The following is a 19,368-nucleotide window of genomic DNA, read 5'->3' on the forward strand; positions in this document are numbered from 1 at the left end:
TCCTCACAGTTGGTCATTGTCAACAAATTGACTGAGATACTCCCAGCGTTTCATCTTAGTATCACTCTCTTGGTTGAGTTGATCTAACTGCTTCTGAAGGTCGGCAAGTTTATCGTAATTACTGCCGTTAGCAGCCATTTCATTTTGAACTTCTTTGATTTGCTGATCCAGTTTGTCCAAAGCAGGTTCAAGATCTTTCCACTCTAACTTTTCCTTATAAGTAAGTTTGGTTTTCTTTGAACTAGACTTTTTAGTGGTGTCCTTTGTCTTCTTCGACTTTGGTTGATTTGATGAAGTTTTTTGTGTATTGGACTTTTTGGATGACAGATGGTCTTGCAGATAGTCGGTAAAAAGACCAGTGTAGCGCTCAATTTTGGCGTTACCATCAAAGATCAAGAGATCAGTAGCCACTTTATCCAAGAAATAGCGGTCGTGAGAGACAGTAATGACAGTTCCATTAAAGTTATCAATGTAATCTTCTAGAACAGTCAGCGTGCTAATATCTAAATCGTTCGTCGGTTCGTCCAACAACAAAACATTAGGTTGCTGCATCAGTATTTTAAGCAAATACAAACGACGTTGTTCACCACCAGAAAGTTTGCGAATCAACGTTCCGTGCATGAAACGTGGGAACAAGAAACGTTCCAACAATTGTGTGACGCTGACCCGCTGGCCATTAGCATCTGTAACGCTATCCGCCACTTGACTGAGGTAGTTAATCATCCGCATATCTTCGTCAATGGGTTCAGTTTGTTGAGTGTAGTAACCGAGTTTGACGGTTTCACCCAATTTGACTGTCCCACTATCAACGGGGACTTTCCCAGCGATCACGTTCAGCAAACTACTTTTTCCTGCCCCATTTTCTCCGGTAATACCAATCCGGTCACCTGGTTTGACAAGCCAATCAAAGTTTTTCAGTAGTTGGTGATCACCTAATTTTAGGTTAACGTCTTTCATACTTAGGACATCTTTGCCTAAACGCTGAGAACCTAAACCGATATCAACGCTACCCTCAGTTTTTAACTTGCCGACGTGTTGACTCAGTTCGTTAAAGCGATTAATGCGACCTTTTTGTTTGGTAGACCGCGCTTTGGCACCAGTACGCATCCAAGCCAGCTCTTTTTTATACAATTGCTGGCGCTTGTGTTCAGCTGTAGCAGCTTTTTCTTCTCGCTCAGCTTTTTGACGGACATATTCCTGGTAATTGCCATCATACTGATACAACTTACCAAAAGATAATTCCCAAATATGGTTGGTTACTTCATCCAAAAAGTATCGATCATGGGTGACAACCAAAACAGCCCCGCGATATTTTGCGAGATAATCCTGCAGCCAGATAATTGAGTCAAAGTCTAAGTGGTTTGTAGGTTCGTCCAATAGTAATAAATCGGGTTGTTGAATCAGTACTTGGGCTAAACCAACCCGCTTTTGCTGACCACCAGACATTTGGCCAATCCGCTGGTTCATATCTTTAATTTTTAGTTGAGTTAAGACTGTTTCAACACGGCTTTGAACTTCCCATGCATTTTGTTGGTCCATCTTTAACTGTAAGTCATTTAATTGACTTAATGCGGATTGATCTTCAGGGTGTTGACTAACCGTCTGTAATACTCGCTCATACTGACGAATCAACTGAAATAAAGATTGGTCACCAGCCAAAACAGCATCAAGAATGTCTTTGTTCGGATCCAGCTTTGGTTGTTGTAAAAGATAACCCATGGAGTAATCTTTTGGTTTTTCAAAAGATCCAGCTTCTGGACTGTTAAGGCCAGCTATTACGTTTAAAAGAGACGTCTTTCCGCTGCCATTAACACCGATTAAACCAATTCTGTCATGTTCTTTAATCAGGAATGAAACATTTTTAAAAAGTATCTTTTCGCCATAAGTGCTTGTTAACCCTTCAGCACGCAGGGTTTGCATTATTGTTGGCCCCTTTCTTGTTTAACGTATTCCATTAACTTTTCGTGGTTATTTGGCAATTTACCATACAAAACCTTGACTTGTAGATCATGAATCAACTTGCCCATTTCTGGTCCGGGCTTAACGACTTGAGCATCTAGCAAGTCAGAACCATTGATAGCTAATTCTTTTTTGTATTTTAGCGGTAAGTGCTGGTATGCACTATCAAGCTCACTTTGCATCATATTCCAATTGAAAATTGCGGCAACGCGGTTAGCATTATACAAGCCATCCTGGCCTGCTTCAAACATTTCCTCTCGAGTGAATGAACGACGTTTAATGGAGGTAACTGCAGGTACCACTTTCTTAACATCATCGATCAATTTATTAGATAATTTCCAACTACGTAAGAACTTAACAAGTTCGTCGGACTGCAGATAGAGGGCCACTGCCAACGTGCTCCAAGCCTGAGTTGGATTATCCAAAGGCCAGCGGTTTGATAAAACTAACTGACCTAACTCATTTTTATAGTCAGCTAATCCTGGGCAGTACTTATAGAGGTTGGTCTTAAGCATTACCGATAAACCAGCGGATGCGTTCTGCCCTAATAAAAGTTTTTGCATTTCCACTTGAATCCGCTCAACAGCAATCTTGGAAAGCAGTGATGCATTATCACTAATCCCTTTTACAGTGGCATCGTCGATTTTGAAATTAAGACGACTGGCAAAGCGAACAGCCCTCATCATTCGCAAAGCATCTTCGTGGAAACGAGTATCAGGATCACCAACTGCCCGAATGAGCTGACGCTTTAAGTCCCCTAATCCATTGAATTCATCAATGATTTCACCATTTTCTTTCATTGCTAAGGCGTTAATGGTGAAATCGCGGCGTTTAAGATCCTCTAGAAGTGAACGGACAAAGGTCACCTTGTCAGGACGCCGGTAGTCTTGATAGCCGGATTCAGTACGGAAAGTTGTAATTTCATAGCTATGATGATTATCCAAAACCATTACAGTACCGTGCTCGATGCCGGTATCAACCGTATGGTCAAAAAGCGATTTCACTTCTTTTGGATATGCACTGGTAGCAATATCAATGTCGTGGATGTCATCACCTAATAAAGTATCGCGGACGCATCCGCCGACAAAATAGGCTTCATACCCAGCTTTTTCTAACCGTTGAAGAATTGGACGTGCTGGATTAAATATTTTTGGTAACTGCTCTATTTTCATTATTCGTCATTCCTTAATTACGGATTTCACTTTTTCATTTTAACAAATATATGAAGCAAATGTTAGTTGTGGGGGTTGTTGTTATAGTTTCTTTTTTGTGGTAAGTTAAGGTAAATAATTATATATTAGAAAGGAACGGTCAAAATGTCAAAGTTGCAATTCCCTTACCAAAAAAATTTCGCGTTATTTTTAAAGACCCAATCGCTATCACCAACCACGATTGCTAGTTATGAATCGACAATTACGGCTTTTTACACTTTCCTGCTAGCCAACCGACCTCAATCGTTAGCCGATGGAATCCGTTCAGTTAATGAAACAGACGTCCGGTCTTTTTTTGATTACCTCCAGCAAAGCCGTCAAATTACCCTTGGATCCTACAATAAAACACTGACTCAACTGAACCGCTATTTTACCTATCTCTTTTCACACCATCTCTCTGACCAACTACCCACTCTTCCCCTACATGGCAAGCAAGTAAGTGAAAAGACCGATATTAACTTTGTTTGGTTGAAAAAAATGGATGCGGTCTTAGCCGATTCACACCTTCATTTTTACACCAGGATGACTCTCCTGCTTTTGGCACACGGTTACACCGTCAACGAATTCCTTCAACCCGGGTTTTACAAGGTATATCAAAAGATGAAGTCCCAAAATCAAGAAGAACTGAACTTTCGGCAATCTTATCAAGACTTCATCCGGCCAATTCAAGAAAAACAAGCTTCCTCCGACATCTTTTTAAAGAAGCGCCTTGATTTAAACCATCCGCAGTTAACCAACCCTGCTCTACATAAATATCTCAAAAGCGATCAAGAATATATCGGCTTTACAATCTCACCAGCGAAACTCCACCAAGCGTACGTTTGTTATCAGCTCAAACGTCTTGAAGGAAAATCGGATCATGAAATTGAACAGGTCCTTAATTTGGACCCCCAGTCGTTGCTCTACTTTAAAAAATTATTGATTCAGAATAATCTCTAAAAAAAAGGAGCATGGAAACGTGCCAGCAGTCGTTGAAGACTTGGGAATCACGTTCCATCCTCCCTGAAGTTGTTTCGTTAATAATTTTCGTCTGTTAATTCATCTAATCGTTGGACCATCTCTGTATCGGTTGGCACCAGCTTGACATACCGACGAAGAGCGCTTTTTTCTGTTTGCAAATCCCCGCTCTCACGAGCCCAATCGGCATAATCGTGCAAAAATTGCGAATCGTCTTTTAATCCTAGAGCAGCTGCTTGATAAAATTTACCAGCTTTCTCTAATTCTTCCTGCGCCTGGTAAGAACGGGCCAGATTCCACTCAACTTGAGGATCCACCTCGTCATTATTGATCAGTGGCAACAATAGATCCAAATTCTCGCGATGATCACCTTGCTGAATCAAATGCTCACTCAACGCTAAAGTGATCGTCAAGCTTTCGGGGTTTAATTGGTGAGCCTTAATCAGATACTGGCTCCCTAGCTTGGTTTTCCCTAAACGATCAGCTAACTGACCTGCCATCATGAACAATTGTTCATTATACTGGTCAATCCCAAGGCCTTCCTGCATCGTCTTCAATGCGCCTTCATAATTTCCCTGCTTTTCCTGAGCAATGGCTAACTGCGGATAAGCAGAAGGATAATCGGGATCATTATCAATCAAATCAGATAAAGTGTGTTCAGCAGACGTGTAGTCCTTTAAATGCAGCTGGGTCATGCCCATTTGGAAACGAATGTCTGAATTTTGTGATGTCGGGTCAACTTGTTTAAAGTAACCCAGAGCTTGTTCATAACGGCCGCTTTGGGCGTATGACATGGCTAAGCGGCCCGCTAAATCAACCTTTGCAAAGTTAGTGTACCCCTTTTGGATCAAGGCAAAATAAAATGGGACGGCACGTTCAAAGTTTCCCATCAAGTAAAAAAGTTCGGCGTTGGCAAACAACACTGCAGGCTCATCCGGATCCTTACGATATGCTTCCTGGAGCTTGCTTTCGCTAACTTCTAACTCACCCTCAGTTTGGTAAAGGTCAGCCGCAACCAAAAGTGACTGGACATAAGCATCAGAACCTGGTTTAATCGCTGCTAAATAATTTAAGGCCTGATCGTTATGCCCTTCATCAATCGCAATCTCCGCCAAGTTAGTCCGTAATTCATCGTCATCGGGATATGATTTTAGCAGTTTCTCGTAAATTCGTTTAGCACGCTTATCAAAGCCTAAACCATATAGTTCTTCAGCTAGATTAAATAAGGTGTCATCATCATCCTTGCGCAACGCCCAAATATAACTCTTCTTAGCCTCTTTGAGTTGTCCTTTATCCAGCTGATCTAACATGCGTTCGGAGTAAGTCATGTGTGCGATTGCCCCCTCTTATCTTCAAAGCTAAAACAAAAACGGCGGTCAAGTGACCACCGTCAATTTTTTTGTCGTTAATTATTACTTAACGGCATCCTTCAAAGCCTTGCCTGGCTTAAATGCCGGAACCTTGCTTGCAGGAATTTGGATTTCCTTACCAGTTTGTGGGTTACGACCCTTGCGGGCGGCACGGTGACGTACTTCGAAGTTACCGAAGCCGATGAGTTGTACCTTTTCACCCTTGGCAAGTGAAGCCTGGATTGAGCTGAATACTGCATCAACTGCAGCAGTTGCATCCTTCTTCGTCAAGCCAGTTGCAGCTGCAACGTCGTTGACCAATTCTGCCTTGTTTGCCATTAGAATTCACCTCCCAGAAGCCGTAACCAAAATTACGGCAGTGCTCAGTTAATTTTGAGTGGTCCAAAATTAACGAAATAATAACGAAAAGTCGTATCATTTCGGTTTTTACGTTACCATAATGAAACGCTCACCGCAAGCGGTTCTAGGCGTTTTTTTAGTTTTTTTGATTTAATGAAACTTTGTACCGAAATTAACATTTTGTTACTTTAATTATTGTCTTCTTCGACTGATCAACTTAATCGGTGTTCCCGTAAAGTCAAAAGCCGCCCGAATTCTGTTTTCCAAATAACGTTGATATGAAAAATGCATCAAGTCAGGGTCGTTCACAAAGCAGACAAAAGTGGGTGGAGCCGTTGCTACTTGCGTCATGTAGTAAATCCGTAACCGCTGGCCATTGACAAGCGGTGTTGGGTTAGCAGCTTGAGCATCGACCAGTACGTCATTCAAGACACTGGATTTAACGTGACGCTGATGATGGTGTTCCACTTTGGCAATTAAATCCGGCAATTGACCTAAACGCTGTTTAGTCTTAGCCGAAACAAAAATAATTGGCGCATAGGATAAGTATTGGAACTGTGAACGGATAAGATTAGTAAAATCGGTCATTGTCGCTTGGTTGTGGTTCTTAATTAGATCCCATTTGTTGACCACGATAATCACTCCACGCCCCGCTTCGTGCGCGTAGCCCGCAACGTGCTTATCGAGTTCGCGGATGCCCTCATCAGCATTCAGTACAACCAAGACAACGTCGGATTCGTCAATCGAACGCATCGCGCGCATTAAGGCATAACGTTCAGTATTTTCGTACAGCTTGCCCTTTTTCTTAATACCAGCCGTATCGACCATTGTAAAATGACGGCCCTGGTCATCTGTAAACTGGGTATTAATTGCATCGCGGGTAGTACCAGCTACGTTGGAAACAATGACCCGGTTTTCCCCCAGAATGGCATTAACTAACGAGGATTTGCCAACGTTGGGACGGCCAATAAGTGAGAAGTGAATTGAATTATCTTTCTCATTAGCAGCGTCTTCAGGGAATTTATCCAAGACCGCATCCAAAAGGTCCCCAATGCCAACCCCGTGAACACTGGAAACTGGATAAGGATCGCCTAAACCAAGTGAATAGAAATCGTAAATTTCCGCTCGCCGCTCAGGATTATCAACCTTATTAACGGCAAGGATCACTGGTTTGTGTGAACGATAGAGGATCCGAGCCACTTGCTCATCGGCATCAGTCACCCCACTATTGATGTCAACAACCATCACAATAACGTCTGCCTCATCAATAGCGATCTCGGCTTGTTGCCGGATTTGTGTCAACATCGGTTGGTCAGACATTTCAATACCACCGGTATCAATCATCCGAAATTGCTTTCCCAACCATTCAGCGTGAGTATAAATCCGATCGCGAGTGACACCAGGGGTATCTTCCACAATTGAAATACGCTCTCCCGCAATGCGATTAAAAAGTGTTGATTTGCCGACGTTGGGGCGACCAACAACGGCTACAATGGGAGTTGCCATCATATACCTCCTTTCAAAAAACAAAGAGGACGCAGCCACAATAACCGCATCCTCATTCTGCTGAATTCACAGCAATGTTAAATTACTTGCCAGCCTTCTTCAGCTTGTCACCGATTAAGTCGCCAAGCGTGAAGCCACTCTCTTCTTCAGGAGCGTTTTGTGCAAAGTTGCTGCGACGACGTGGACGACGATTACCACCACGGTGGTTATTGTTGTTGTCGTCAGCATCAGCTGGCTTTTCTTGCAGAGCCTTGATTGAAAGACCAAGACGTTGACGTTCTGGGTCGACGTTCAAAACTTTAGCCTTGATTTCTTCGCCAGGCTTCAAAACATCAGCTGGAGTAGCGATGTGCTTGTGTGAAATCTGGGAAATGTGAACCAAACCTTCAACACCTGGGAATACTTCAACAAAGGCACCGAAGCTCGTCAGACGACGAACAGTACCAGTCAGAACACTGCCAACTGGAGCCTTTTCTTCAATGTTGTCCCATGGGCCAGGCAGAGTTTGCTTGATGGACAATGAGATCCGTTGACGGTCAGGGTCAACATTCAGAACCTTAACCTTGATCTTTTGACCAGTCTTCAGAACATCAGAAGGCTTGTCAACGTGTTCGTAAGCAATTTCTGAAACGTGGCACAGACCATCGACGCCACCGAGGTCGATAAAGGCACCGAAGTTTGTCATCCGTGCAACAGTACCTTCAACAACGTCACCAGGCTTCAATTCAGCAAAAATCTTCTTAGCAGCAGCTTCGTGCTGAGCCTGAACGATTTCCTTGTGGGAAAGAATCAGACGGTTTTCGCTTGGTTCAATTTCAATGATCTTGAATTCCATTTCCTGACCCTTGAACTGGTTCAGGTCTTCAACATAATGATCAGTAATCATTGAGGCTGGAACAAAGCCACGAACGCCAGCGTCAACAACTAAGCCACCCTTAACAGCCTGAGTAACTTTTGCGGTGATGTGCTCGCCGGCATCGAACTTAGCTTGAATGTCGTCCCATACCTTACGAGCTTCTAAGCGCCGGTGTGAAAGCAGGTAACTGCCGTTTTCCTTGTCACTGTCAATCTTAGCAATAACAACCAGATCCAGTTCGTCACCCTTCTTAACCGCAGCATTGACATCTTCAACAGGAGTAGTAGACAGTTCCTTGGCAGGAACAACACCTTCAACACCTGCGTCTTCAATACCAACGATTACTTGGCGATCGTCATCGATCTGCAGTACCTTACCCTTAACAACATCCCCAACCTTAATTGTTTTGATGCTATCAAGAGCCTTTAACATTGCGTCTTTGTTTTCGTTTTCAGCCATTAAAAAATCCTCCTTGCAACACAACTCTGGCTCTTAGTTTACCAGAAAAAGCCCCGTAATGCCAACAATAAATTAAATTAAGCACGAGCTTTTTTGATAATTGCCGCAATCTTGTCCGTCACCTGAGCAATAGACAGGCTCGTCGTGTCGATTTCTGTCGCATCCTCTGCTTTTTTCAATGGAGAAACTTTACGGGTTGAATCCTTCTGGTCACGTAATTTAATGGCTTTTTCGATTTCTTCCAAAGGGGCGGTTGGAATGCCCTTTTGAACATTTTCACGATACCGCCGAAGGGCACGTTCGTGCGCAGTAGCAACGAGGAAAATTTTAACTTGGGCATCTGGGAGGACAGTGGTTCCGATATCACGACCGTCCATCACAATTCCGCCCCGACTTGCAATCTGACGTTGTTGTTTAGTCATCTCGGCCCTCACAGCGGGGATCGCTGCTACCGTCGAAACATTAGCACTGACCTCTGCTTCCCGAATTTGGCGAGTCACATCTTGGCCATCGATGAAAACTAACTGGTCAGGATCACCGGGCTTAAAGCTAATCGTAATGCTTTGTGCAAGTGCAATAACAGCTTCGTTATCCTGTAAATCAATTTTGTGGCGAAGAGCCGCTAGCGTAACGGAACGATACATCGCACCCGTATCGCAATAAACATAGTTAAATCGTTTAGCAAGCAGTTTTGCAACGGTACTCTTACCTGAGGAAGCCGGCCCATCGATCGCTACTTGAATTTTTTCTGTCAAAATACCAAACTCCTTTATTTAACACGCAGACGTTGACCAGGATGCAACGGGGTCGATGGTGAAATATTATTGAGCCTTGCTAACTCTTGGACAGTTAGACCGTTGTTAACAGCTACCCGGTAAATCCCCTGTCCCGATTCAACCGTTGCATACTGGCTATTGGATCTGCTGCTAGTTGAACTGGATGAGCTCATTGTCGAACTCGATACCGACTGTGAACTCACATTTGCATTCGATTCTTGGCTACTGTGGTGCTTGCGTTCCTTGCTTGATTTGGTTTGAGTCTTATGTTTAGGCTGTTTAGACTTACTCGCCCTACTGCTGGTGCTTTTAGAACGCGCAACTCGTTCACTTCGTACCGGATGATTAAAAGACTGTTGGTGGTGGACCCAAAAAATTACCGGGGCCGCCGCTAGGATAATAATAATCAGTACTAAAACGGTCGTGATCATCGAATTATGTGAATCACGTTTACGATGTTCAGTTCGTGATAAGTGACCGTCCTGACCCATGTCAGGATCATCAGTGAAAGTCTTATCCCAGAGCTTATCACCATCGTGGTGTTGATCTTCGCGTCGTTCGCTCATCAATCAATTCCTCCTCAAAAACACTTTAAAATAAATTGTAGCGCACTTAAACAAATAATGTCCACTGTATTCGCAACTTAGAAAAACAGTTTTTTTAACCGTTCTTGCCAATCTAACGCACCTGATTTTAGTTCTTTTTTGCTGGTACTTGCTGGCAACGACATCTTACCTAACCAGTCTGGCTGATGAATGGAGCAGCACCATTTTAGCGTTTTGCTAGAGTCATTCTCACCAAAAGCTTCTAAAAGAAAATCTCGCTTGCAGGTCTCTGACTTGACATAATCCAACATTTGCCAAACTTGTTGGGATGAATTACTCCATCTTTTCTTAAAAAATAAAGCGATGTCTTCGGGATTCATTCCGTGATCAAGGTAAAAACTAATGACATCCCCGTCACGTCCCAAATCACTAGCCTTAATTTGGCGGTGGAGATAAGCCTTCATCAAAGATGCAGAAGGAACATCAGTTGATTGCAGCTGCAGTGCCAGCTGTTCATCCCCTGGTGCGTAGAGCAAAACAGCAGCGGCTTGTTTCCCATCACGACCAGCCCGGCCAATTTCCTGGACATAACTAGTTAGGGATGGTGGCATGTGATAATGCAGAACGTAACGAATATTATCCTTGTCGATGCCCATTCCAAAAGCACTAGTTGCGCAAATGACATCCAGATCACCATTCATAAATTGTTGTTGGATCCTATAACGCTCTATCGCTGAAATACCAGCATGATAAGCGGCTACGGTCAACTTAAATTGTGTAGATAGCCACTGTGCAAGTTCACTAGCGAGACGGCGACTGGAAAAATAAACGACCCCGCTCGGTCCCAAGCTTTTAATATAATCTAGTAATTTTTGCCGTTTGTCCTGAACAGATTGGCACTGCTCAACTGCCAAAAAAATATTGGGTCGATTCACCGAACGAATAACACGGTGGACATCTGATAAATGCAGGCTGTGGCAAATATCGTCAGCAACAGCGGCAGAAGCAGTCGCTGTCAACATTAACGTCGTCGGGTGGCCTAATGTTCTTAACACATCCCCCAAAAGCAGATATTCTGGGCGAAAATCAGGTCCCCACTGTGAGATGCAATGGGCTTCATCGATAACAAACAATGCAATTCTAGCCCTCTGCAAGCCTTTGAGCACCGGCACAGTATTGAGCATTTCGGGAGAAACAAAAATAAAGTGAAACGTTGTTAGACGTCTTAAGACATCCGTCTTTTCCCGCTTTGATAATAAAGAACTGAGAACAACAACGTGCTTTTCACCCCGCAAACGCAAACGATTTTCCTGATCCTGCATTAAAGAAATCAGTGGTGATACAACCACAATCGTCCCGTCCAATAAACAAGCGGGCAATTGATAGAGCAAGCTTTTGCCTGCCCCCGTCGGTAAAACCGCTAATGTATCTTGCCCCGCCATCACAAAGCGCAAAGTAGCTAACTGACCAGGGCGAAATGAGCGATAGCCAAAGTAATGCGTCAGAGCGCTTTTTAACTGAGAATCACTAAACACGTTCTTCGCCACTTTTCAAAATTTGGTAAGCCCGGAACTCAAAAAATGCTGCTGCATTGTCCTGACCGGAAACTGCCTGAAAACGCCAATGATCTACTGGGCCCGCGTACTGGTGACTGAGCTGCTGGATTAATTTTTCACCAAGCAGCTGCTGCAAGTTGACGCAGCCAGGTACCAGAATGGCAGCCTGCAATAAATGTTCCCGAATCGTCGATACTTTTAGCCTGCGTCTCTTGGCAATTGTTTCAACAGTAATCCCTTGCTGAAACAGTTTTAAGGTCTGGCTAGTGGTGAAATTAAGCGGTGAAGCGGGAACTAACGACCGGCACAAATGGGCTAAGGGTCCATCATCTTGTAAAATCATCCGACCAACACCAGCCCATAAATCCCGCTGCATCACTGGTAATTCCATCGGCAATACTTCCAGTCTCTGTAATGCATCCTGGTCAGTCCACCCAATCTGACCAAAGCCCGGCAACTGATAAACTAATAGCGTGGCTAAACGCATATCAGTTCTTGCCAGTTCATTTCCCCAGTTGAAGACTTCTTGGTAAACCCCATGGCATAGCTGTTCTAGTGGTTGCTTCAACCAGGCATGAACTACACCTAATTCTGATGGTGAATTCGTGATCGGGACATAACGATAATGGTGGTGGGCCAACTGACTAACCGCCTGAACTCCTAACCACAGACGTAAAGGTAAAAGGGGATTATCACCTGTCCAGGACCATCGACCATAATGGGGCCAATAGTGTTGCCGTTTGAAATCACGGACCTTTGCTCGCCCCTGCTGGCTTAATTTGGCAGTCGCCTGTTGAGCATCAACAACTAATAAGCCCTGTTTAGCATATGTCTTTAATTGCTGATCAAAGTGCTCACGTGTCAAGTGGGGCGCGGCCCGTAACCAATCCAGAATTCCATACTGCTGTCCCCAAAATAAAATGGCGACAGTACGGCGACCACGTAAAATCCCTTCAATGACCCGGTAATGACGCGGTTTTTCAGCAAAAAGGGTCAATAAATAATTAATAGTGGTCACCCCCCTTAGATAAAAAACGAACTCATACATTATAAAAGACATGGCCACAATGTGCCATGCCTTTAACATTTACTTTAGGTTAAATTTTTGTGTAATTCTAGCTGGCAAGTGAACCGCCAACAATACAAATACCACCCCAATGATGATCCCCTTGATCAGATTGAATGGAACAACCCCAAACAAAACTAATTGAGGAATGGGCAGCGTTGGTTTCCAATCCCAGATTTTCATATAAATTGGTGTGAGAACGAATAAGTTGAGGAGGGCCATCACGATAGTCATTGAAATCGTAGCAGCCACCATCCCCTTAGCCATTGCTTTGCCGTCCGGTTGGGCCGCCTTTTTGATCACCATGGCAAACGGGATCACCATGGCAACTGCAGCTAAGAAATCACTGCCACTGCCCAACAATGTCCCTACAGATAAGCCATAAACAACCGCGTGCAGCAAGGCTTTAATAGCCGCGACACCAATTCCCATTCCCGGGCCATACAAGATCGTACCCAACAGAACCGGCACGTCTGAAAAATCAACTTTCAAGTATGGTGCAATCGGAATCACCGGAAATTCAAAGAGCATTAAGATAAAACCCAAAGCTCCTAAACAGCCCAACATTGCGACCTGACGAACACGAACATTTTTATCTTTCATCAATATAACCTCCTATGAGGTTATCTCCAAGTTTAACCAATCAAAAAGCCGCTGAATCTTATCTTCAGCGGCTTTTAATCATGGTTTCGTAATTAAACAAAATCTTCTGCTTACCAGACTATACTGTCGGCATCGGAATTTCACCGAATCAACCGTTCACACGGGTTGCGGGCTATAACCGCCGGTCGGGAATCACACCCTGCCTTGAAGATAAACCTAACTTATTTTTTGTTCGCAACTTTAGTATATCACGAAGCACCCAAGAAGACTAGAGCTTGCGTAAAGCTTCTACCTCCGCGGTTCTCAATTTACGAAATTGCCCCGGCATCAAACCATGCAAATTCAAAAAAGCATAACGTTCCCGATGCAACTTGGTCACCGGATGACCCACGGCAGCAAACATTCGCTTCACTTGGTGGTAATGACCCTCGTGGATTGTGATTCGCACAATACACGTCTTTTTTTCATGATCCGTTTCTTCCAAACGCGGGTGGGCTTCATGGGTAAGACGTCCGTCAATCATCACACCCTGGCGTAACTTTTTCATCTCTTCGTTTGTGATGATTCCCTTGAGCTTGGCCACGTATGTCTTATCAACCTCAAAACGGGGATGCATTAGTTTGTTTGCCAAAGCTCCATCATTAGTCATCAACAAAGCACCGGTCGTATCGTAATCAAGACGACCAACGGGATAAACACGCTGACTAACGCCGCCATCCTTGAGAATATCAACGACGGTCCGTCTTCCCTTTTCATCGTGAGCAGAAGAGATCACTTCCCTTGGTTTATCCAAGAGGTAGTATTCCAGCTGCTCCTTTTCGATTGGAACCCCGTCGACCTTGATCTCATCTTGGGAAGAAACCTTTACACCCTGTTCACGAACTACTTGACCATTGACCTCAACCCGACCGGCAGCAATGATCTTTTCTGACTGGCGACGGGAAGCAATTCCCGCCTCAGCCATCACTTTTTGCAATCTTTCCTTTGCCATGTTTTTAATCTCTTTTCTGTTGGCTCTGACGACGCTTTAGTGCCTGCATAAAGATATCACTATCGTAATTGGCAAGGTCATCAGGCAAATCATTCTTTTCCAGTGGCGGAAGGTCATCCAGCGACTGAAGGCCAAAGTAATCTAAAAATTTATCAGTAGTCACGTATTTGAAGGGCCTTCCAGGGGCATCCAAACGACCAGCCGTTTTGACTAAGCCACGAACCGTCAATTTCTGCAAAGACCCTGAACTTTGAACTCCCCGGATATCATCAATTTCAATTCGGGTCAGTGGCTGCTTGTAGGCCACAATGGCCAATACTTCCAACAATGCATTGCTCAGCGGGACAGTCAAAGGCACTTCAAAATAGTGCTTCATCAACGGAGCAAGCTCGGGCTTAGTCGCTAGTCGATAATTTTGTCCTGAATCAAGCAGGACGATAGCAGAATCTGGATCATCTTGATATTTAGTCTGCAATTTTTTTAACATTGCCAGGACCGCGGGCTTCATAAAACCAGTGACCCGGCTCAAATCGCCTAAGCTAATGCCCTGATCACCACTGATGAATAATAAGGCTTCTACTTGTGACAAGTTGGTCATTGCTCTCCACCCTTCTTCACTAGCGCGACAATCAACGGTTTAAACAAGCCCGCTTGGGAAATAAAAACCTGGCCATGCTTGCTCATATCCAGAATAGCCAAAAAAGTCGTAACAAGGTTTTCCCGGGAAGCCTGATCGGCAAATAAGTCGACGAACCGAGCCGGCCCTTTTTCTAGCTGCTGATGCACTGAATGAATGCGATCTTCCACGGTAATCCGTTCGGCTTTCACCGTTCCTGCCATTGGTTTTTCAATCACGTGGCGTTTCAGAACGTCGGCAAATGCCGCCTTCAATTGATCGAGTGTCACCCCAGGAGCGACGTGAGCACTAACCATCCCCTCCGGAACGGTCATGGCTTCCCTGGTATACTCACGGGAACGTAAATTCTCTTTATCTTTTAGCTTGCCGGCGGCCTCTTTATATCGCTGGTATTCTAAAAGGCTTTGGATTAATTCCTCACGGGGATCAGTTTCTTCTTCGGTGTCGTCAACTTCAACGGGCGGTTTGGGCAGTAGCAGGTTGCTCTTAATACGCATCAACGTTGCAGCCATTACAAAGTAATCACCAGCAATCTCCAGCCGGTGCTCCCTCATTGTTTTCAAATACGACATGTACTGAGAAGTAATGGGAACAATCTTAATATCAGTTATTGACATTTGATTTTCCCTAATCAAGTGAAGCAAGAGATCAAGTGGACCTTCAAAGTCCCCTAATTTCAACGTTGGTTGATAAGGATACTTATTGATTACTTCTTGACTCATCCGTTTCCTTCTCCCAGTTAGTAATAAGCGGTTGCGTATTCAACGTTCCCATCACCCTTTTCCGTGGAAAACGCTGCGCAATCGCGGTCAACATCCCATAAACATTGCGGCCGCTACGTTCACTCGGGGTGAAGGACAACCACCTAATCAGGACGTAGTTGTCGCCTTCTTCAACGATAGCGACACCTGTGTAGTGGTCTTCATCCTCACTTTGCCACAAGAAAATTTGTTGACCACTTTGCAAGGACCATTGCATTTCCGCGCGAACTCGCTCAACATCATGCAATTGAGGGGCAAAGGACAAAATCCCCATTACAATTTTTTCGTAATCTTTTCGGTATACAGTTAACATTGTCAAACCTTCCTATGCACGTGGATGATAACGATTATAAACGGCAGACAATCGTTTTCGGGAAACATGGGTATAAATCTGGGTAGTCGTTATATCTGCATGTCCCAGTAGTTCTTGCACCACACGCAAATCAGCCCCGTTTTCCAAAAGGTGGGTTGCAAAGCTATGACGCAGCGTGTGCGGTGTCACGTCCTTATCTATCCCAGCTGCTAACACATCAGCTTTTAAATTTTTCCACACACCCTGCCGACTTAATTGCCGGCCATGCGCGTTTAAAAAGACAAACTGGGAACGCTGTTTCTTCAACAATTTAGGACGTACTTGTCTCAAATACTTTTGCAGCCAATCGATGGCCACTTCGCCGATGGGGATGATACGCTCTTTATCACCCTTACCGCGTGGTTGAATCAAGCCGACTTCCAAATGCAGCTCGCTCAGCGTCAGGTTGATTAATTCACTAACCCGCACGCCGGTAGCATACATTACTTCCCACATTGTCCGATCACGAATGCCTAATTTTTTGGTCGTGTCTGGCACCTCTAGTAGAGCTTGCACTTCGTCTTCCGTCAAAACTGTCGGCAATTTACGCTGTCCTTTCGGTAAAGTTACCAGTTCCAAGGGATCAGAATTAACGATGTGCTGACGCCGTAAATATAGGTAAAACTGCCGCAAAGTACTGACTAAACGGCTAATGCTTTGTCGCGCCCGCCCCTCATTCTGCAAATGAACTAATAGCTGAAGAACGGCAAAACGATCTACTGACTGCCAATCGTTTAGCGCATGCTGCTGAAAATAAGCGGCTGCTTCTATTAAGTCACTGTGATAACTTATGCGGGTATTATCAGCCAGTCCGCGTTGAGATCGTAAAAATTCATCAAAATCATCAACGGGACCCAGTAAATTCTTCTTAATGGGATTGTGCATTTCCGTCATCTGCTTGTTTCAGCAGTTTCAGCATGCCATCCGCTTCTTTAACAAGCCCGGCCTTCATCAAGTGCCCAACAGCCCGCTTAAATTGGCCCTTGCTGATGCCAAATTCTTGGCGAATCGCTGCTGGGTCGCTTTTGTCCGTAAAGGGCAGTTTCCCGTTAATATTATGCTGCAACATCATCAACAGCATTTGCGCATCATCACCAATGGCCTCATAAGCCCGTGGTTTGAGTGACAAATTCAGGCTACCATGGCTGGATATGCCAATTACGCGGGCGTTGACCCGTTCTCCCAAACGCGGTTCACGGTCACGCTCACTAGGATGCACAAAGCCCAATTGGTAATCGTCAGTCAAAACGTGGGTCCCCGTAATTTTGAGACGGATGACGGTGCCTTGGAGGTTGTGGTTCATTAACTTGGCATCAGGTTTTTTAGCAATCGTTTCAAAGAGGTCCTCATCGGCTAATTCGCCCCATAGACGGTCTTTATTGTCCACTTTGAGGTCAATCATCAACCGGTCATTTTCCTGCGGCCATAACTCTTTTTGGGCAGGCAGATCATCGCGTGACACCACGATATCTTTATTGGGTAAGCCAATGTCGACAAAAACACCGAGGTCACGACGCACCCGCACAACAGTCCCGAAGTCGTAATGATCAACTTGAACGGTCGGGATATGCTGGCAAGTCATCTGCAGTTGGTGATTTTCATTTTCATAGACAAAACCACGAACGGATCCACCAATGTGCAGTACTTGGGGACTCTCAGCTTTTGGTAAACGATAGGTTTGCCCATTGCGGTGTGGTTGAACAAAATAATCCTGGTCATTTTCATCAATCATGACGGCAGAAACGACTTTTCCCAGTGCTTGATTCATCCGAATGCCTCCTAGACCTCAATCTTAACCATTACATTTTACACGGCTCTACACTAAAAACCAAGTCTGGCCCACTGATTGCAAAACAAAAAGAGACCGGGTAACGACCCGATCTCTAAATTAAGTTGATGCTTAAGGCTTAGACGCGTTGAATCCGCATCGTGTTAGTGGTACCAGGAGTGCCAACTGGAACACCAGCGACAACGATAATCTGATCACCCTTCTTGGCAAAGCCGCGCTTAAGAGCTTCTTCACCGGCCTTCTTGAACATTTCATCAGTGTTAGCTGGCTTGTCAACGACGATTGGTTGAACACCCCAGTTAACCATCAGGCCAAGAGCAACCCGGTCAGTAAAGGTCATCGCAACGATGTCGGCATCTGGACGGTACTTTGAAATCATCCGGGCAGTGTAACCACTAGCGGTAGCAGCCACGATAGTGTGGATGTTCAATTCTTCAGCGGCCGTCTTAACAGCAGAACCAATTGATTCAGTAACGTCAGAAGTATCGAAGTCAAAGGTTTCAGTCCCGAATTCCTTCAGACGACCTTCAGCCTTGATGTCGATCCGGTTCATCGTTGCAACTGATTCAACTGGGTAGTCACCGTTAGCACTTTCACCGGAAAGCATGGTAGCGTCAGTACCGTCAAAAATAGAGTTAGCAACGTCAGAAACTTCGGCACGAGTTGGCCGTGGGTTTTCTTGCATTGAGTCCAGCATTTGCGTAGCCGTGATAACTGGCTTACCGAGCAAGTTGCACTTGCGAATCAAAGTCTTTTGAACCAACGGAACGTTTTCGGCTGGAATTTCAACACCCATGTCACCACGGGCAACCATCAGGCCATCAGAAACCTTGATAATGTCATCAAAGTTGTTGATACCTTCTTGAGATTCGATCTTAGGGAAGATCTGAACATCTTCCATGTGCTTTTCCTTAAGCAGTGCCCGAATGTCCAGAACGTCTTGTGGCTTCCGAACAAATGAAGCTGAGATGTAGTTAATCCCATTGTCACAACCAAAACGGATGTCATCTGAGTCCTTCTTGGTAATCCCTGGCAGGTTGATGGAAACACCAGGTGCGTTAACACCCTTCCGAGAACCCATCACACCATCGTTTTCAGCGACAGTAACCAGTTCCTTGTTGGCATCATCTTTTGCAGTGATCTTGAAGTCCAGCAGGCCATCGTCAACCAAAACATGACCGCCAACATGAGTGTCATCGTAAAGGCCTGGATAAGTAACAGCAATCTTATCATGGGTTCCTTCCAGTGAGTCATCCATTGAAATCCGCAGCTTATCGCCAGTGTGGAATTCAATCTTGCCGTCTTTTTGAACAGTGGTCCGGATTTCAGCACCCTTCGTGTCCAGCATAATCCCAACACGCTTACCAGTGATCTTTTCGGCCTTGTGGACGTTTTGCATCCGGCCTAAGTGTTCTGGGTGATCACCGTGTGAGAAATTGAAACGGAAAATGTTAGCACCCGCATTAATTAACTTCACAATTGTGTCGACATCAGTGCTGGCAGGACCCAGCGTGCTGACAATCTTTGTCTTCTTCATCAGTGACATCTCTCCTTTGTGTTGATGCGTAAAACGGTAATTGTTCATTACCGAACACAGATAAATAATACCACTTTTTCATTCGGATGTTCCACTAT

General features: G+C 44.6%; 19 protein-coding genes and 1 riboswitch. Of the genes, 1 reads left to right on the forward strand and 18 read right to left on the reverse strand.

What is annotated here, in order from left to right; all coding sequences use genetic code 11:
• Positions 1-3 precede the first annotated feature (3 nt).
• Together AB3114_RS02520 and AB3114_RS02525 are read right to left on the reverse strand one after the other, a co-directional pair.
• Positions 4-1,920: an ABC-F family ATP-binding cassette domain-containing protein gene (locus tag AB3114_RS02520; RefSeq protein ID WP_367341690.1), complete on the reverse strand. Its 1,917-nt coding sequence runs from the start codon at positions 1,918-1,920 to the stop codon at positions 4-6.
• Positions 1,920-3,131 (reverse strand): CCA tRNA nucleotidyltransferase, encoded by a 1,212-nt coding sequence (locus AB3114_RS02525; RefSeq protein ID WP_367341691.1) that lies wholly within the window; start codon positions 3,129-3,131, stop codon positions 1,920-1,922. The genes AB3114_RS02520 and AB3114_RS02525 overlap by 1 nt, the downstream gene beginning before the upstream one ends.
• A 144-nt stretch (positions 3,132-3,275) precedes the next feature.
• Here AB3114_RS02525 and AB3114_RS02530 point away from each other — a divergent pair, with 144 nt between their 5' ends.
• Positions 3,276-4,109 carry a phage integrase N-terminal SAM-like domain-containing protein gene (locus AB3114_RS02530; RefSeq protein ID WP_367341692.1) on the forward strand — a complete coding sequence of 278 codons (834 nt, stop codon included), beginning with the start codon at positions 3,276-3,278 and terminating at the stop codon, positions 4,107-4,109.
• 77 nt (positions 4,110-4,186) lie between these two features.
• Here the strand turns inward: AB3114_RS02530 and AB3114_RS02535 are convergent, their stop codons facing one another.
• The 16 genes from AB3114_RS02535 to pyk form a co-directional block, all read right to left on the reverse strand.
• Positions 4,187-5,455 (reverse strand): tetratricopeptide repeat protein, encoded by a 1,269-nt coding sequence (locus AB3114_RS02535; protein WP_367341693.1) that lies wholly within the window; start codon positions 5,453-5,455, stop codon positions 4,187-4,189.
• Positions 5,456-5,539: 84 nt separating this feature from the next.
• Entirely contained in the window at positions 5,540-5,815 is a 276-nt protein-coding gene (locus AB3114_RS02540) for an HU family DNA-binding protein (RefSeq protein WP_283582781.1), read from the reverse strand.
• Positions 5,816-6,028: 213 nt separating this feature from the next.
• Positions 6,029-7,342, reverse strand: coding sequence for a ribosome biogenesis GTPase Der (gene der, locus AB3114_RS02545; RefSeq protein WP_367341694.1), 1,314 nt, complete (start codon positions 7,340-7,342; stop codon positions 6,029-6,031).
• 82 nt (positions 7,343-7,424) lie between these two features.
• The gene (gene rpsA, locus AB3114_RS02550) at positions 7,425-8,657 is read right to left on the reverse strand and encodes a 30S ribosomal protein S1 (protein ID WP_367341695.1); all 1,233 of its coding nucleotides are present in this window, start codon (positions 8,655-8,657) and stop codon (positions 7,425-7,427) included.
• Between the two features lie 77 nt (positions 8,658-8,734).
• Positions 8,735-9,412: a (d)CMP kinase gene (gene cmk, locus AB3114_RS02555; protein ID WP_367341696.1), complete on the reverse strand. Its 678-nt coding sequence runs from the start codon at positions 9,410-9,412 to the stop codon at positions 8,735-8,737.
• 14 nt (positions 9,413-9,426) lie between these two features.
• Positions 9,427-9,999: an SAG1386/EF1546 family surface-associated protein gene (locus AB3114_RS02560; RefSeq protein ID WP_367341697.1), complete on the reverse strand. Its 573-nt coding sequence runs from the start codon at positions 9,997-9,999 to the stop codon at positions 9,427-9,429.
• Between the two features lie 77 nt (positions 10,000-10,076).
• Complete coding sequence (locus AB3114_RS02565; RefSeq protein WP_367341698.1) at positions 10,077-11,525, reverse strand: ATP-dependent DNA helicase RecQ; 1,449 nt, start codon at positions 11,523-11,525, stop codon at positions 10,077-10,079.
• Positions 11,506-12,552, reverse strand: a complete 1,047-nt coding sequence (locus tag AB3114_RS02570; protein ID WP_367341699.1) for a helix-turn-helix domain-containing protein — start codon at positions 12,550-12,552, stop codon at positions 11,506-11,508. Before AB3114_RS02570 ends, AB3114_RS02565 begins: the two co-directional genes overlap by 20 nt.
• A gap of 69 nt (positions 12,553-12,621) precedes the next feature.
• Positions 12,622-13,203 (reverse strand): ECF transporter S component, encoded by a 582-nt coding sequence (locus tag AB3114_RS02575; protein ID WP_367341700.1) that lies wholly within the window; start codon positions 13,201-13,203, stop codon positions 12,622-12,624.
• Between the two features lie 97 nt (positions 13,204-13,300).
• A riboswitch (FMN riboswitch) is annotated at positions 13,301-13,419 on the reverse strand.
• A 52-nt stretch (positions 13,420-13,471) separates the two neighbouring features.
• Positions 13,472-14,194, reverse strand: a complete 723-nt coding sequence (locus AB3114_RS02580; RefSeq protein ID WP_367341701.1) for a pseudouridine synthase — start codon at positions 14,192-14,194, stop codon at positions 13,472-13,474.
• A 4-nt stretch (positions 14,195-14,198) separates the two neighbouring features.
• Complete coding sequence (gene scpB / locus AB3114_RS02585) at positions 14,199-14,792, reverse strand: SMC-Scp complex subunit ScpB (protein ID WP_367341702.1); 594 nt, start codon at positions 14,790-14,792, stop codon at positions 14,199-14,201.
• A complete protein-coding gene (locus AB3114_RS02590) occupies positions 14,789-15,553 on the reverse strand; it encodes a ScpA family protein (RefSeq protein ID WP_367341703.1) in 765 nt (254 codons plus the stop codon). Before AB3114_RS02590 ends, scpB begins: the two co-directional genes overlap by 4 nt.
• On the reverse strand, positions 15,531-15,905 hold the full coding sequence (locus AB3114_RS02595) for a reductase (protein WP_367341704.1): 375 nt from the start codon (positions 15,903-15,905) through the stop codon (positions 15,531-15,533). The genes AB3114_RS02590 and AB3114_RS02595 overlap by 23 nt, the downstream gene beginning before the upstream one ends.
• A 12-nt stretch (positions 15,906-15,917) precedes the next feature.
• Positions 15,918-16,829 carry a site-specific tyrosine recombinase XerD gene (gene xerD, locus AB3114_RS02600; RefSeq protein WP_367341705.1) on the reverse strand — a complete coding sequence of 304 codons (912 nt, stop codon included), beginning with the start codon at positions 16,827-16,829 and terminating at the stop codon, positions 15,918-15,920.
• Complete coding sequence (locus AB3114_RS02605) at positions 16,813-17,712, reverse strand: S1 RNA-binding domain-containing protein (protein WP_367341706.1); 900 nt, start codon at positions 17,710-17,712, stop codon at positions 16,813-16,815. The genes xerD and AB3114_RS02605 overlap by 17 nt, the downstream gene beginning before the upstream one ends.
• A 139-nt stretch (positions 17,713-17,851) precedes the next feature.
• On the reverse strand, positions 17,852-19,270 hold the full coding sequence (gene pyk, locus AB3114_RS02610) for a pyruvate kinase (RefSeq protein ID WP_367341707.1): 1,419 nt from the start codon (positions 19,268-19,270) through the stop codon (positions 17,852-17,854).
• Positions 19,271-19,368 lie beyond the last annotated feature (98 nt).

Source organism: Limosilactobacillus sp., from assembly GCF_040772465.1.
GTDB lineage: Bacteria > Bacillota > Bacilli > Lactobacillales > Lactobacillaceae > Limosilactobacillus.